This is a genomic window from Rhodococcus sp. ARP2 (assembly GCF_001029585.1).
In the GTDB taxonomy this organism is placed as follows: Bacteria; Actinomycetota; Actinomycetes; order Mycobacteriales; family Mycobacteriaceae; genus Rhodococcus_F; species Rhodococcus_F erythropolis.
Map to the genome: position 1 here is coordinate 45,347 of NZ_LEKE01000023.1, position 13,395 is coordinate 58,741.

Annotated in this window: 14 protein-coding genes; 3 read left to right on the forward strand and 11 right to left on the reverse strand. The window is 62.2% G+C overall.

Annotated features, from left to right (window positions below):
• Positions 1 to 29: 29 nt before the first annotated feature.
• Genes ABX74_RS04000 through ABX74_RS04040 form a run of 9 tightly spaced genes read right to left on the reverse strand, consistent with a single transcriptional unit; the run spans position 30 to position 8,657 of the window.
• Complete coding sequence (locus ABX74_RS04000) at positions 30 to 1,952, reverse strand: SEC-C domain-containing protein (protein WP_047888290.1); 1,923 nt, start codon at positions 1,950 to 1,952, stop codon at positions 30 to 32.
• An 18-nt stretch (positions 1,953 to 1,970) separates the two neighbouring features.
• On the reverse strand, positions 1,971 to 2,648 hold the full coding sequence (locus tag ABX74_RS04005) for a GAP family protein (RefSeq protein WP_047888291.1): 678 nt from the start codon (positions 2,646 to 2,648) through the stop codon (positions 1,971 to 1,973).
• 49 nt (positions 2,649 to 2,697) lie between these two features.
• Entirely contained in the window at positions 2,698 to 4,260 is a 1,563-nt protein-coding gene (locus tag ABX74_RS04010) for an acetolactate synthase large subunit (RefSeq protein WP_047888292.1), read from the reverse strand.
• Positions 4,257 to 4,997 (reverse strand): enoyl-CoA hydratase/isomerase family protein, encoded by a 741-nt coding sequence (locus ABX74_RS04015; protein WP_021331919.1) that lies wholly within the window; start codon positions 4,995 to 4,997, stop codon positions 4,257 to 4,259. The genes ABX74_RS04010 and ABX74_RS04015 overlap by 4 nt, the downstream gene beginning before the upstream one ends.
• A 52-nt stretch (positions 4,998 to 5,049) precedes the next feature.
• Positions 5,050 to 6,624, reverse strand: a complete 1,575-nt coding sequence (locus tag ABX74_RS04020) for a polyamine aminopropyltransferase (RefSeq protein WP_020970881.1) — start codon at positions 6,622 to 6,624, stop codon at positions 5,050 to 5,052.
• Positions 6,624 to 7,127: a DUF350 domain-containing protein gene (locus tag ABX74_RS04025; RefSeq protein ID WP_019745424.1), complete on the reverse strand. Its 504-nt coding sequence runs from the start codon at positions 7,125 to 7,127 to the stop codon at positions 6,624 to 6,626. Before ABX74_RS04025 ends, ABX74_RS04020 begins: the two co-directional genes overlap by 1 nt.
• Positions 7,124 to 7,501, reverse strand: a complete 378-nt coding sequence (locus ABX74_RS04030; RefSeq protein ID WP_044480673.1) for a DUF4247 domain-containing protein — start codon at positions 7,499 to 7,501, stop codon at positions 7,124 to 7,126. The genes ABX74_RS04025 and ABX74_RS04030 overlap by 4 nt, the downstream gene beginning before the upstream one ends.
• A gap of 26 nt (positions 7,502 to 7,527) precedes the next feature.
• Positions 7,528 to 8,028 carry a DUF2617 family protein gene (locus ABX74_RS04035; RefSeq protein ID WP_019745426.1) on the reverse strand — a complete coding sequence of 167 codons (501 nt, stop codon included), beginning with the start codon at positions 8,026 to 8,028 and terminating at the stop codon, positions 7,528 to 7,530.
• A complete protein-coding gene (locus tag ABX74_RS04040; RefSeq protein WP_019745427.1) occupies positions 8,025 to 8,657 on the reverse strand; it encodes a DUF4178 domain-containing protein in 633 nt (210 codons plus the stop codon). The genes ABX74_RS04035 and ABX74_RS04040 overlap by 4 nt, the downstream gene beginning before the upstream one ends.
• A gap of 171 nt (positions 8,658 to 8,828) precedes the next feature.
• Here ABX74_RS04040 and ABX74_RS04045 point away from each other — a divergent pair, with 171 nt between their 5' ends.
• Together ABX74_RS04045 and ABX74_RS04050 are read left to right on the forward strand one after the other, a co-directional pair.
• On the forward strand, positions 8,829 to 10,142 hold the full coding sequence (locus ABX74_RS04045; protein ID WP_047888293.1) for a YhgE/Pip domain-containing protein: 1,314 nt from the start codon (positions 8,829 to 8,831) through the stop codon (positions 10,140 to 10,142).
• A gap of 99 nt (positions 10,143 to 10,241) precedes the next feature.
• Entirely contained in the window at positions 10,242 to 11,618 is a 1,377-nt protein-coding gene (locus ABX74_RS04050; RefSeq protein WP_047888294.1) for an NAD-dependent succinate-semialdehyde dehydrogenase, read from the forward strand.
• A 99-nt stretch (positions 11,619 to 11,717) separates the two neighbouring features.
• On the opposite strand, the gene ABX74_RS04055 is transcribed toward ABX74_RS04050, so the two are convergent.
• The gene (locus tag ABX74_RS04055) at positions 11,718 to 11,996 is read right to left on the reverse strand and encodes a hypothetical protein (protein ID WP_020970886.1); all 279 of its coding nucleotides are present in this window, start codon (positions 11,994 to 11,996) and stop codon (positions 11,718 to 11,720) included.
• A 49-nt stretch (positions 11,997 to 12,045) separates the two neighbouring features.
• On the opposite strand from ABX74_RS04055, the gene ABX74_RS04060 reads away from it, so the two are divergent.
• Positions 12,046 to 12,489, forward strand: coding sequence for a hypothetical protein (locus ABX74_RS04060; protein ID WP_020970887.1), 444 nt, complete (start codon positions 12,046 to 12,048; stop codon positions 12,487 to 12,489).
• A 4-nt stretch (positions 12,490 to 12,493) separates the two neighbouring features.
• On the opposite strand, the gene ABX74_RS04065 is transcribed toward ABX74_RS04060, so the two are convergent.
• Entirely contained in the window at positions 12,494 to 13,327 is an 834-nt protein-coding gene (locus tag ABX74_RS04065; RefSeq protein WP_047888295.1) for an alpha/beta fold hydrolase, read from the reverse strand.
• Positions 13,328 to 13,395: the final 68 nt, after the last annotated feature.

A 13,395-nucleotide genomic window follows, 5' to 3' on the forward strand; every position in this document is an offset into this window, starting at 1 on the left:
AACTTTAACGGGGTCGACTCGATACATCGTCACCGGTCATCGGTCGAGTGATCGGCGCCTCCACGCGACTCGCGGACCAGTTCTTCGGCGTCGAGTTCCTCGGAAGCGAGAACCTCGAGTACCCTCGCAGCCTGCGATTCCGAGGACATGACGACAACGCCCACCGCAAGCGCACCAGTGGGGGCCGTCAGGAGCCTGGCACTGATCAGGTCGCCGGGCTTTCCTTCGACCGGGTGACCAACGGTGACGGTTTCCTCGGACACACGATCGAGCAGCACGACGCCGGTGTCGGAAGTTTCGATCACCTCGTACACCGACCTCCGGACCCCGAGCCACTGTGCGGCTGTCACTACTTCCGCCTCGGGAAGTAGTTCGCTGCGTCTGGCCAGGAAGTCGGCAAAGATCCCACCCTCGAACAGAGCCACGTCCAGTGCCGAGCCGTCGAAGATCGTGGCGGCGATCAGTTCGTCCTCGGAGAGATTCGCGTTTTCGAGATCGTCGAGCCCGGTCACGACGTCGACGAATTCGGAGGCAAACGCAAACAGGCACGCCTTCTTGTACAACCAGCGACCATCTGCCTTGACCGATTCATCGGCCTTTCCGAGGTGGCAGACCTTGTACTTGCGGCCGGAACCGCACCAACACTTGTCGTTTCGCCCGAGTTCCGGGTGATCGACTGGGACGAAGTCCTGCAGTACGGCGTAGAGATTCTCTTCACTTCCGCCGTCGATCCGCCCGAGCAGTGACAGCGCCCGGGTCGCGTCGCCGCGGTCCGACGCGAACTGAGCCAGCTCGAACAAGGCCGGACCCCAACCGGATTCGGCAAGGAGCGCTTTCTCGTAGTGCGCCTCCGCTTCGAGGACGCGCCCCAGCCGATCGACGGCCTTACCGGCGAGCCAATGAGCCGCCGCCCTGACCGACCGTGGCCCTCGCTCGGCCAGTTCGGACGCAAGCGCTTCGAGGATTGCGTCGGTCACCGGGTCCTGATTCCGAAATCCGAGATCGAACACGGCCACTGCAGCACCCGGATCTGCCAGTGAGACAAAGAAGTCCGGGGCGGCGCTGACGTGACGGCGAGCCCAGTCCACGATGTCGAAGTCGGCGATGACGGCATCGGTGTATCCGCGGTCCGCCAGATCGACAAATGCAACAGCAGCGACGGCCTCGTCGTGGGTCAGGTCGTAGGTACTGGCGACCAAAGCTGTCCGAATCTGCAGGTCGTAGGCATCGAAGTCGAATCCCCGCCGAGCCAGTAGTTCACGCTCGTGCTCGTAACCTGCCGCCTCGAAGATCTCACCCAGCGGCGCAACAGGAACCGTGAAGAGAGACGGATCCTCGAGCAGGAGTTGCCAGCACACCGAATCCAGGGCCTCGACTCCGTCCTCCTCGAAGAGTTCGCCGAGCGCCGGAGCAAGATCGGGTTCGTCCTCGATCTCGACCAGACGAAACGCAAGTCTTCCGTCTTCGACTGCCAGGCCGATGAGATCACCGTCGGCGCACTCGCCGAGGGTTCCGGCTGGAAGAACCACAACTCGTCGACTCCGGAAGGGAGCAGCTCCACGTTCCACGGCCGCTTCTTCCGCCAGGGCCACCCGGATCGCCCCGTCCTCGCCGTCGCCGTCGCCGTCGCCGAATGCCAAGATCGGTTCCAGATCGGGGCTCGCGTCGAGGATGTCGGACGCAATCTCGAGCTCGCTTAGCCGGTGAGTGAACACGAGCCCTTCGAGGACCGTGTCGAGGGCGACGTACTTTCCGTTGGGCAGGTACCCGAGCATCGGTTCGGACAGATACTCGAGCACGTCGGCCAACTCGGTCGCAGCTCCGTACTCCTCGAGATGGGTCGCCCACTCTTCGAGACTCAGCGGGCCTTGCTCGCGCAGAACAGCCAAAGCAGCGGAGGCAATGGAACCAGCAGCGTCGGAACCAGCGGTTTCGTCGTCGAAATCAGTCACCCGCCAATGGTAGGCGACTTATTGCAGTCCACTGAGCCCCTCGCCCAGCACGGTCGCACCGAGGATTGCCAGGATGACCGTCATCATCACTGCGTTGTTCGCGGTCATCCATGACTTCGCTGATGCGAGGATCTCGTCGGCTCGCTTGCCGGAGAACACCTTGACCAGGATCGGCGACGCGATGCCGACGCTCGCGATGACCGTGAAGATCACCGCGGCAACAATCTGTTGGGCAACAACATTCGTGGCGACCGCGATAGTGGCCGCACCGGATACCGCCAGCGCTGCATTTTTGGGATTGACCGCCGCGGACAAGAACGCCAACCCGAACGCCTTCCGCGGAGTCAAGCCGTCGATGCTCTTCATCCACTTCGGAACTGTCGGATCACTTCCGTCCCTCGGACGCGCTCGCCACTGCTTGTACGCCAATCCGAACAGAACGAGCCCCAACACGATTCGTACGACGCTCGACCACACCGAAGTCTGCGACGACTCCGACTCCGCAAACGAATAGTCCGCGATCACGATCGTCACCGCAACGACTGCCGAGATTCCGAGGACCCACCCGAGTAGAAAAGATACCGCCCCTCGATGTGCTCCAGCGGTGATCATGACGAGCACGATCACCGCCATGGGCATCGAGACGAAAAGCAAGCCGAGGGCAATCGGAAGAGACAGACCGATCGCAGCTAGCACCGAAAACCTCCAGTTGAATGCACGATCGACGATCGATTCGAGGTCGAAATCACGACGGCGGAGGCAGCATGACCTCGATGAGATGCGGGCCGGGTTCCGCCAGCGCTGCGGCAAACTGTTCGGCCAACTCCTCCGCTGTGTTCGCCCGCGACGCGGGCACTCCCAACCCCTCGGAGATCTTGACGTAGTCCATGTTCGGAGACGACAGATCCAACATCGACTGTGCGACGACGCCGCCACCTTCTGCGCCGACTCGTTGCAGTTCGCCACGCAGGATGGCGTATGCGCGATTGTTGAGCAGAATCGTCGTGACGTTCAACTGTTCTCGCGCCTGCGTCCACAACGCCGTGATGGTGTACATCGCGCTTCCGTCGGCTTCGAGATTGATCACCGGCCGCTCCGGCGCTGCCACAGCGGCGCCTGTCGCCACCGGGATGCCCTGGCCGATGGCACCTCCGGTGAGCGTGAGCACGTCGTGGCGCGGCGCTCCGGCAAGGGCAATCGGGATCGCCCAACCGGAAGTGGCCGCCTCGTCGGAGATGATGGCGTCGTCCGGCAGCAGGGCCCCGATCACGTCGGCCCAATTTCGCACGTCGAGAGGCCCGCTCGGCAGCGACGGCCGATTTGCCTCCTGCAGAACGGGTTCCGCTCCGGGTGCCACGAGTTCCGCCACTGCTTCCAACGCGCCGACAACATCGTCGCTGACATTCGCCAGCGTTGTCACCGCGGCGCCGTCCGGGACCAGATCGCTCGGTTTTCCGGGATACGCAAAGAACGAGACCGGCGAAACCGCGCCGGCCAGGACCAGCTGAGTTGTTCCGCGAAGTTGTTCGGTGGCGTGCTCGGCGAAGTATCCCAAGCGCTCGAATGACGGTAGTCCCGCACCGCGTTGAAGCCTGGCCGGAAAGGTCTCGACCAGAATCTGTGCACCGGTCGCGACTGCAATTCGGGAAGCGGCGCGCAGTCCGGCTTCGGAACACGCTGCGCCGCCCAGCAGTAGCGTGGCGCGCCCCTCGGCATTGAGCGCGCCTACCACCGAGTCGATCTGTGCTGCAGTTACTTCCGCCCGCCCCGGTTTGTCTCGAGGACCCGCAAGAACTCCACCTTCGCCCCACGAGACGTCGGCGGGGAGGACAAGTGTGGCAATGCGCCCGGGCGGATCCATGGAGGCGGCAACGGCGTCGGCCGCATCGCTACCGACGGTCGCGGTGGAGTCGGAACGTCGACTCCACCCCTCCAGCCACTCGGTCAGCGCGTCGATATTCGATTCGAGTGGAGCGTCGAAACCGTGGTGGTAGGTCGCGTGGTCCCCGACGATGTTCACGATGGGGGTGTGGGCGCGGCGCGCGTTGTGAAGGTTCGCCAGTCCGTTCGCCATTCCGGGGCCGAGATGAAGCAGCGTCGCGGCAGGCTTTCCGGCGATACGCGCGTACCCGTCCGCGGCACCGGTGACGGCGCCCTCGAACAAGCCGAGTACCGCACGCATCTGGGGAACGGAATCGAGTGCGGCAACAAAATGCATCTCGGACGTTCCGGGATTGCCGAAGCACACCTCGACACCCGAGTCGACCAAGCTCTGGATAAGCGATTGTGCACCATTCATTTCGGTCACCTCTTCTTCATGAAAGCTGCGAAGGCTTCTTGCGCTTCGTCGGATCGCCGCCGTCTCGCGAAATGATCCGACTCCACGTCGATGGTTTCCAGCAGGGCATCGAGATGTGGGCGGCGGAGGAGCATCTTCGTCAGCGTCACCGATTCAGCCGGGGAGTCTGCAATGCGCACCGCGCGCTCCAATGCCACGTCGAGCGCGGTCTCGGCCTCCACAACGCGATTGATCAGGCCGGCTTCGGCAGCTTCCTCCGCCCCGAACATTTCTCCGAGCATCAGTAGTTCCGTTGCCCGCTTGAGCCCCGCGATCTGCGGCAACAGGTAACTCGATCCGCCCTCGGGCGAGAGCCCGAGCGGAACGAACGGCAATCGGAATCGTGTACCTCGCCCCGCGAATGCCAAGTCGCAGTGCAACAACATCGTGGTGCCGATTCCGACTGCAAACCCCTCGACCGCTGCGACAATCGGTTTGCGTGCGGTGACGAGTGCGATCAGCAGGTCTTTGGCCTCGCCGCCGTCTCTCCCGGCAGTGTCCTGGAAACTTCCGATGTCGTTGCCGCTGGTGAAGACACCACCGGCGCCCGTCAGCACCGAAACCCGCACTGCGTCATCGTCGTCAGACTCCCGGATCGCGTTCGTCAGTTCGCGGTAAGTCTTGGGGTCGAGCGCGTTGCGCCTCTCCTGGCGATCCATCGTGAGCAACCGGACTCCCGGTGCGTGCTCCTCGATCCGAACAGTCATCCGTACCTCCGTCGTGGCCGAGAGTCTCGATTCAAGCTACTCGGTCGGGAGTTCAGCGTTCATAGCCCTTGCGCATATCGTCGACGATGCGCGGCCGGTCGAGTGTTGACGGCTCCAACTCCCGCCTCGGGCGATCGCGAGGAAACACCGAGGCCGACGCCAGGGTGGGCTCGTCGAGGAACCGCAGGTTCGGCACATCAGCGGGCAAACGAAGCTCGGGCGGCGTGGAACCTCTTTGCGCGAGCACGTATCCCCAGTCACCGAAGCTCGGCACGAAAACGTGATAGGGCGAGACGCTCAGTCCGACAGCCGATACCGTCGACACCGTTCTCCAGTACGCATCGGGTGTCGAGTACGGACTGCCGGACTGGACGACCATCAGCCCGCCCGGATTCATCGCGGCAGCGGCAAGTCCGTAGAACTCCATCGAATACAAGCGGCCAAGTGCGGGGGTGTCCGGATCCGGGAGGTCGACGATGACCGCATCGAAGCCTGGATCCGGACGCTCGCGCAACCACCGAAACGCGTCGTCGAGTACGACGTCCACCCGTGGATCCTCGAGTGCTCCCGCGTTCAGATCACGAAGACGCGTGTTGGCCAACTCGATGACTGCCGGGTCGAGTTCCACCTGAACGATCTGCTCGACGCTGTTCATTCGCAGCACTTCCCGTGCAGCGAGGCCGTCACCGCCGCCCAGAATCAGCACGCGCCGCGGGTCGTTCACCAGGGCCGGATACACCAGCGACTCGGTATACCGATGCTCGTCGACACTGGAGAACTGCAGGTCTCCGTCGAGGAACAGTCGCACGTCGTTTCCCCGCTCGGTGACGACGATTTCCTGGTACACCGATCGCTCGGCGGCCACCACGGGATCGGTGTAGAGCCGCTGCCTCGACGTGGTCTCGATGTCCGAGGCCGCGATCAGCAGCCACCCGATCAAGCTCGCCGCCAACAGCATTGCGACGACGGCGATCAATCGTGCACGCAGGCTGAGCTGCCACCGAAGAAGTATCAGCGCGACAACTGCCGCAGCCACGAGATTGATCATGCCGGTGAGTGCGGCACCGCGAATCATGCCCGCCCACGGCAACAATACGAACGGCCACAGGAGGCCGCCGATCAGCGCGCCGAGATAGTCGGCTGCATTGAGGTTGGCCAATACCTTTCCGGTGCTCTGTGCGTCGTTGTCGCTGCGACCGGACTGCAACAGCGTCATCAGCAGAGGCACTTCGGCACCCACGAGGATACCGATCAGCGCGGTCGCAGCCACCAGAACTGCTGCGCTGGAACCGAAGAACGTGAAGGTCACGTACAGCGTGACGGCACTGAATCCGCCGATCAGCCCGAGCAGGATTTCGACGGTCACAAACGAGATGGCCGCATGCCCCAACAGCGGTTTGGCGGCCAGCGCTCCGATACCCAGCGCCGCAACAAATCCCGCGACGATCAACGACGTCTGGGTGATGCCGCCGCCGGTCAGACTCACGCTGAGCGTCAACAGGGCCAGCTCGTAGATCAGGCCGCACGCCGCGCACGCGGCAACAGCCGCAAGGAGAAGCACGCGTGCGCGTGAGCCGAGCATCGTCGAACGCTCGGCAACTTTCACATCGCGATCAGCGGCAACCATCAGGTGAGCGCTGCGGCGTTCACCAAACCGATGGACAACAAGCTCACACCCACCGCCCACGCGGCGCCGCACATCTTCGGATCCTGCACCAGTGCAACCAACTTGCCGGGAAGGAATGCGTTCATCAAACGCAGCGCGATCGCTTGCAACACGATCGCGAACAGTCCGTACACCGCGGAGTCGGCGAGTCCCTGGGCAAAGCCGTCCGAACTGGTCAGGATTGCCGTCACCACGATGATCGCCAGCGCAAGATGGTTGGAAGCCAACAGAATCGCAGCGTTCGGGTTCTTGTCGACGTAAACCTGGTGGCGGAGATTTCCGGGTGTCATAAGGTCGAGGACCAGGAATCCCGTCGCCAGAACCGCTACGCCGACGACGAAGTAGGCGAGGGTGCCGAGAACGCCCCCGACGAGCAATGCCGGATCCACCGTTCCGATCTCGACGGAAGTGGATGCAAAGATGTTCGTCACGCCGTTCTCCTTCTCATTGAGCACTACCGTCATTTGGCACTACCCGAGCCGCCGCTGCCACTACTTCCACCCGCCGGGGATCCCGGGTTGAAGCCCGGTCCCAGGTACGCGTATCCGCCGCTGCGATACGTGCCGTCGATGTCCTCTACCTTGATGGTGCTGCCACCGCCCGAAGCCGAACTGACAGTGACGATGTCATCGTCGTAGCGCAGGTATTCGTTGCCGCCGTCAGCACTTCGCGCCGCTGGTTCGTCCGCGTCGACAATCCGTGAGACGGTCGTGCCCACTGGATCTTTCGACGAGTACAACACGACGTCGCCATCCTGGGACGTCTTGGAATAGTTGTCCGCGATGAAGTCTTTGGCTCCACCACCGCACGCCGACAACATAATTGCGGCTGCCACCATCACCGGAGCAAACCACGTCCGCCCCCTCACGGGCGCCACCTACTGCGCGTCTTCACGATCACTCCTGTCCCCTCCCCCGGGTACAAATGCCAACTCTGCCAACTCCACCCCTGGCGGTCTCGCACGCCACACAACGCGGTCAACGCTGTGTCGTCGCCGGGAAAGGATCCGCAGATCCAACCGTCCTGGCCGGCGGACTCTCTCAACGATGCAGCTTCCGAATCGAATTCGACTCGGTCCAGGATCAGCGACGAAGACTCGAACCGGTAGTTTCCCGTGGACTCCACTGCCGGCAAGGGTTCACCGCCGGCGGCAAGAGCATCGCACGAAACCTGCTCGGTCAGTTCCTTTCCCGACGCCCGGGCCGTCACCACGTGAGATGCCCCGAGCACTCCGAGTGTCAACGTCGCATCGGAGGTTTCGATCACCAACTCGGCGAGGGTCGGCGGCGAGGGAGCTCCCAGCACCAACCCCAGTGCCGAGGCATTCACGTCGGTCGGTTCCACATCGAGTCGATACAGACTCATTCCGGTGGGCCCGAGTGGATGACGGTGAGTTCGCTGCGGGTGACCGCACGTCCCGTGGAAACCTCCCACGACTGTCCGCGCGCCCACTTCTCGAATGCGATCAGCCCGGTCTTGTCGGCGGTCGCGTAGTCCGCGTATTCCATCGAGCCGGAGGGGGCCGTACCCGTCGTACCCTCGGCCGTGAACTTCGCCGTTCCACTTTCGATCTTGCGGTGAACCTTGTCGTCGAGAATGACGTCGCCGTTCGGGACCAGGTTGGTTCCTTCTCGACGCATCCAGAGAGTCATCTCGAGTTCGCCCTCGTCGTCCTCCACTGTCAGCCAACGACGACCGGTCGACCCGTCGAGAAGGTGCTCACGCCAGATGTATCCCTCTTCGTCGAGCGTGATGGTCCCTCGAACAACGTGGTCGATACCCGCGTACGTGATGATGTCGCCGACCCCGATCTTGTGGGGGTCGTACACCTCGGGATAGTCGGCGAGCGGGTCCACGCGAGCATTCGGCTTGCCCTGGCGTCCACGCAGGACCACAAACGCGACGGCAGCGATCACTACGAGTATCAGGACAACTATCAGCACGTTGGTCAACGGTTTCTCCGAAATCGTCTCGGCAGGGTTGCCGCGGGCCATACCCTACCGATCCGTTCTCAGCCTTTTCGGATGAGACTGCCGGCAAGCTGACCCGCCGCCGGCCGGGCAGGTCTCCAGCGCCGTGGGCAGATCGAAAGACTGCCCCGGCGCACCTTTGCGTTTACGCTCAGCCCGAGGAACTCCGCGCGAAAGAAAGCCGGTCGACTGACGATGAGCAAGAACCCGGAGCCGTCTGCCCGCACCGTCATCCACACACCACGATTCTGGTTGACGCCGTTGATAGTGGTCACCCTCTTGATGTCGGCGCTGGCAGCGCTGTACATGGGCGGAATACTCGACCCCCAGAAACACCTGGACCAGTTCCCGATCGCCCTGGTCAACCAGGACGAAGGCGACACCCTCCCCGGCGGCAACCCCGCCGACCGCAAGAATTTCGGAAACGACATCGTCGCCGGCCTCGAAAACGGAATCGACCACCAGAAGATCGACCTGCAGCAGATCGGTATCGCCGAAGCCCAATCTCGGTTGAACTCCGGCACGCTGTACGGCGCGATCGTGATTCCCAGTGATTTCACGAAGAGGACGATCATCCTGGCGGAGGCCAGCGTCGTCGCCGGTGACGTAGAGCAACCGATCATCACGATCTACACCAATCCGCGCGCCGGTTCCGTATCCGCATCTCTGGTCCAGTCGATCGGAACTACAGCCCTCGCCTCGGTCAACAAGAACATGGGCGAGCAACTCACCACCCTGGTCACCCAGCAGTTGGAAGCGGGAGGCACCGGAACCCAGATCTCAGGAGCGAGCCGCCTGCTGCTCGAAAATCCGGTGAACGTACTCACAGTGGCCCACGATCCGCTTCCCGACGGCACCGGATTCGGTTTGGTTGCATTCTATTTCGCGCTGCTGTTGGTCCTTGCGGGATTCACCGGAGCAACCGTGGTCAATTCCTTGGTGGACGGCATGCTCGGATATGCGCCTACCGAATTCGGTCCGCTCTTCGTTCAGAACGACGTTGTGGGTATCAACAGGTTTCGGACGCTGCTCGTCAAATGGGCGTTCATGATCGTGTTGTCCGGCATAGTCTCCGCGTTGTTCCAGTGGATCAGTCGCGCCCTCGGAATGCCGGTCACTCACGGGCTTGCATTGTGGGAGTACGGCGCGCTGGTCATCACTGCAGTCGGCATCACGGCGATGTCGGTGATGGCCGCATTCGGCTCGTTGGGCATGTTGATCAACCTGTTCGTGTTCGTCATTCTCGCGCTGCCCTCGTCCGGTGGCACCATCCCCCTCGAAGCCAGCCCCAGGTTGTATGCCTGGCTGGCGCAATTCGAGCCGATGCACCAGATCTACATGGGTACGCGATCGATCCTGTTCTTCGGCGCACGCGGTGAGGCAGGGCTGCTGCATGCCGTCTGGATGACGTTGGTGGGTCTACTGATCGGCGTCGTACTCGGCATCGTGACCACCCGTTTCTACGACCGCAAGGGCTACGAACGCACCCATCGCCCCAAGGTGGCGTGAGATGGTACCCAGCCGGGATTTGATCGAAACCTGTTGGGCCGATTCAATGTGATTGCGCGTTTCGGGAATCTTCGACCCCCTTCCGCACGTTGTACAACTATGGCTAATTACAAAACAGTCAATCCCGCGACAGGTGAAACCGTCAGGGAATTCGATACTTTGGATGACGCCGGAGTTGAAGCCGCACTTGCGAACACGCATCGCGGCTACTTGACCTGGCGCAACAGTGCGCCACAGCAACGTGCGGCAGTCCTGAGCAAGACCGCCGAACTGTACACAGAGCGGGCGGACGAACTGGCCCGAATGATCTCGTTGGAGATGGGTAAGCCGGTCCGTGAGGCCAAGGGCGAAGTACAACTCTCGGCCGCGATCTATCAGTGGTACGCAGACCACGGTCCGGCGTTGCTCGAGGAAGAACGGCTCGACGTTCCCGGGGCCGAGGAGTCGGTTGTGTACCGGCGACCGATCGGCGCCCTGGTCGGCGTCATGCCGTGGAACTTCCCGTACTACCAGGTCGCCCGCTTCGCGGCACCGAATCTCATGCTGGGCAACACGATCATTCTCAAGCACGCGTCCAACTGTCCGCAGTCGGCTCTGCTGATGGAAGAGATTTTGCGACAAGCCGGATTGCCGGACGACGCCTACGTCAACGTCTTCGCGACCAACGAGCAGATCGCGGACATGATCGCCGATCCCCGAGTTCAAGGTGTGTCACTGACTGGCAGCGAACGCGCCGGCACCAGCGTCGCCGAAACTGCGGGACGCAATCTCAAGAAGGTCGTCCTCGAACTCGGCGGATCGGACGTGTTCATCGTCCTCGATTCCGACGACATGGATGCCACCGTCAAGTCCGCAACCAAGGCGCGTCTGTCCAATGCCGGCCAGGCCTGCAATGCGGCCAAGCGTTTCATCGTCACCGAAGATTTCTACGACGACTTCACCCGCAAATTGGCGACGTCCTTCGAATCCGTTTCTGCCGGTGACCCGTTGGACGAAACCACCGTCCTGGGCCCGCTGTCCTCACAGAGCGCGGCAGACACTCTGATCGAGCAGATCGACGACGCTGTGTCCAAGGGAGCGACGCTGCTCACCGGCGGAAGGAAGATCGACGGCCCGGGCGCCTACGTTCAGCCGACGTTGCTCGCAGACGTGACCCCGGACATGCGGGCTTACAGCGAAGAACTGTTCGGACCTGCCGGCGTCGTCTACAAGGTCAAGTCGGCCAGCGAGGCTGTGGAACTTGCCAATTCGTCGGTCTACGGTCTGAGCGGGTCCGTCTGGAGCAGCGATCTCGATTCCGCCCGGTCGGTCGCTGCCGATCTCGACGTGGGAATGGCGTTTGTCAACGAGCACGGAACGACGTTGCCCGGTCTGCCCTTCGGCGGAGTCAAGCGCTCCGGAGTCGGCCGCGAGCTCGGTCCGTGGGGAATGGACGAGTTCGTGAACAAGAAGCTGCTCCGCGTCTCCAAGAAGTAGCTCGGTGCAAAAGTAGCGCAATACAAAGGAAGGCCCTGATCTCTGTTGAGGTCGGGGCCTTTCGTCATATCCCACGGACCAGCAAGAGCAATGCCCTGGTCACTCGCTTGCCGGAGTGACACTCCCACGAGTGAGGCTCCACCCGAACCTCGTCGCGATGACAGCTGACAGCCAGCCCAACAGCGCACCCACCAGTGGAGCAGCGATCGCGGTGTAGATCGCCTCGTTGGAAACACCAACCGACACGGCGGAGTCACCGACAAAGGCGAAATCGGTTCGGGAGGCGACGGACGCCAACTCGATCAGGCCGGAGACAACAATAATCAGGAACCCCAGCAGGAAACCGAAGCCGGCCAGAAGAAGATGAAGTGCACGCATCCGATCAGTCTGCCTGTAACACCCATCCAGATAAAACCGACCTGCTGGTATGACACTTTCACGAATCGCTCGCACTACCGTGATCGCCGCCGCCATCAGCGCGAGCGCCGCCATCTGTTCCGCGACGTCAGCTTCCGCGGACGTAGTAGACGTCACGGTCCTTCCGGGTCTCAGTAGCGGGCCGACAACACCGTACGGGGCGGGCTGCACGTATCTGGTGGTTGCCAGGACAGCAGCGTTGGACGAGTCGAACGTCTCGATTGTCGACCTGAACCGGGCGTCGACCATGTTCCCGCAGGAATTGATCTGGGACACCGTCAATCCCTATTTCACCTTGCCGGTTGTACTCGGCCACGCCGTCACGCTGTGGACTCCGACCGCACCCGGCGAACATTCTCTGATGGCCTACCAGACGTCCGCGGGCGGGCCGGTCACAACGGTCGATGTCAATCCGGCCACCCCGATCGGTCCGGGGTGTGTCGTCGCACCCTGATCCGCTAGCCCTCCAAGAAGTCGACGAGCACCCGGTTGAGTTCATCGGCGGGAACCATCGGAATACTGTGATGTGAAGCATCTTTCAGCACCTCGACACGTGCTGCGGGAATCCTCTCCCGCACCGACTTCGACACCGTTTCCGCATCATGCACCCGTCCGTCCTGTGCGAGGACCACCAGCAACTCGACATCCAGTGCGCTCAAGTCCTCTTTCGAAGGACGTTGAGGCACTACGAGATCGGGTCGCGGTAGATCCGAAGTGCCCACTTCCACAAGAGACAGCCAGTCGGAGTCGATACTCGACTCACCTGTCTCCCACTCCAACAGTCGTCGTCGGCGTGCTCGCGACGGGGACAGCAACAGCGGAAGCGCACGCAGAAGGTAGCCCGCCTTCATGCCGGCGAAACTCGAATTAGGATCGAGCAGAACAAGTTTCCCGACACGATCCGGTCGATGCAGCGCAAAGGCCAACGCAATCATTGCGCCGTAGGAATGTCCGATCACATCGACGGTGTCGGCGCCGGTGCAATCGACTATCGAGTCCATCCACTCGATCAGATCGTCGACGGACTTCATCGGATCACCATTGGGAATGCTGAGTCCGGCATCGCCCAGGGTGTCGACGGCAAAAACACGCCGGGATTTCGACAGCGCCGCAACGTTGTCGAACCACACCGTCGAAGTGGCACCTCCCCCGGGCAGAAGGATCAACGGCCGCGAGTCTTCAGGTCCACAGACGTTCACATGCGTTCGGCCGAACCGGCCTGAGAGATCCACACCCAGCGGTTTTTGCGGCCATTTGGTCAGTACGGCGTCGTATGCGCGATTGAAGTCCATTCCCCACCCCCATTTTCTCTCGACTATCGAGATAGTAGACAATCGAGAGACAACACACCAGGGCTGGA

Bases quoted from the DNA above. Each gene is read 5' to 3' on its own strand.
- ABX74_RS04015 (WP_021331919.1), bottom strand. From the start codon at position 4,997: ATGACTGTTCGGATCGAGGAGCACGCACCGGGAGTCCGGTTGCTCACG.
- ABX74_RS04020 (WP_020970881.1), bottom strand. From the start codon at position 6,624: ATGGTTGCCGCTGATCGCGATGTGAAAGTTGCCGAGCGTTCGACGATG.
- ABX74_RS04025 (WP_019745424.1), bottom strand. From the start codon at position 7,127: ATGACGGTAGTGCTCAATGAGAAGGAGAACGGCGTGACGAACATCTTT.
- ABX74_RS04030 (WP_044480673.1), bottom strand. From the start codon at position 7,501: ATGGTGGCAGCCGCAATTATGTTGTCGGCGTGCGGTGGTGGAGCCAAA.
- ABX74_RS04035 (WP_019745426.1), bottom strand. From the start codon at position 8,028: ATGAGTCTGTATCGACTCGATGTGGAACCGACCGACGTGAATGCCTCG.
- ABX74_RS04040 (WP_019745427.1), bottom strand. From the start codon at position 8,657: ATGGCCCGCGGCAACCCTGCCGAGACGATTTCGGAGAAACCGTTGACC.
- ABX74_RS04045 (WP_047888293.1), top strand. From the start codon at position 8,829: ATGAGCAAGAACCCGGAGCCGTCTGCCCGCACCGTCATCCACACACCA.
- ABX74_RS04050 (WP_047888294.1), top strand. From the start codon at position 10,242: ATGGCTAATTACAAAACAGTCAATCCCGCGACAGGTGAAACCGTCAGG.
- ABX74_RS04055 (WP_020970886.1), bottom strand. From the start codon at position 11,996: ATGCGTGCACTTCATCTTCTTCTGGCCGGCTTCGGTTTCCTGCTGGGG.
- ABX74_RS04060 (WP_020970887.1), top strand. From the start codon at position 12,046: ATGACACTTTCACGAATCGCTCGCACTACCGTGATCGCCGCCGCCATC.
- ABX74_RS04065 (WP_047888295.1), bottom strand. From the start codon at position 13,327: ATGGACTTCAATCGCGCATACGACGCCGTACTGACCAAATGGCCGCAA.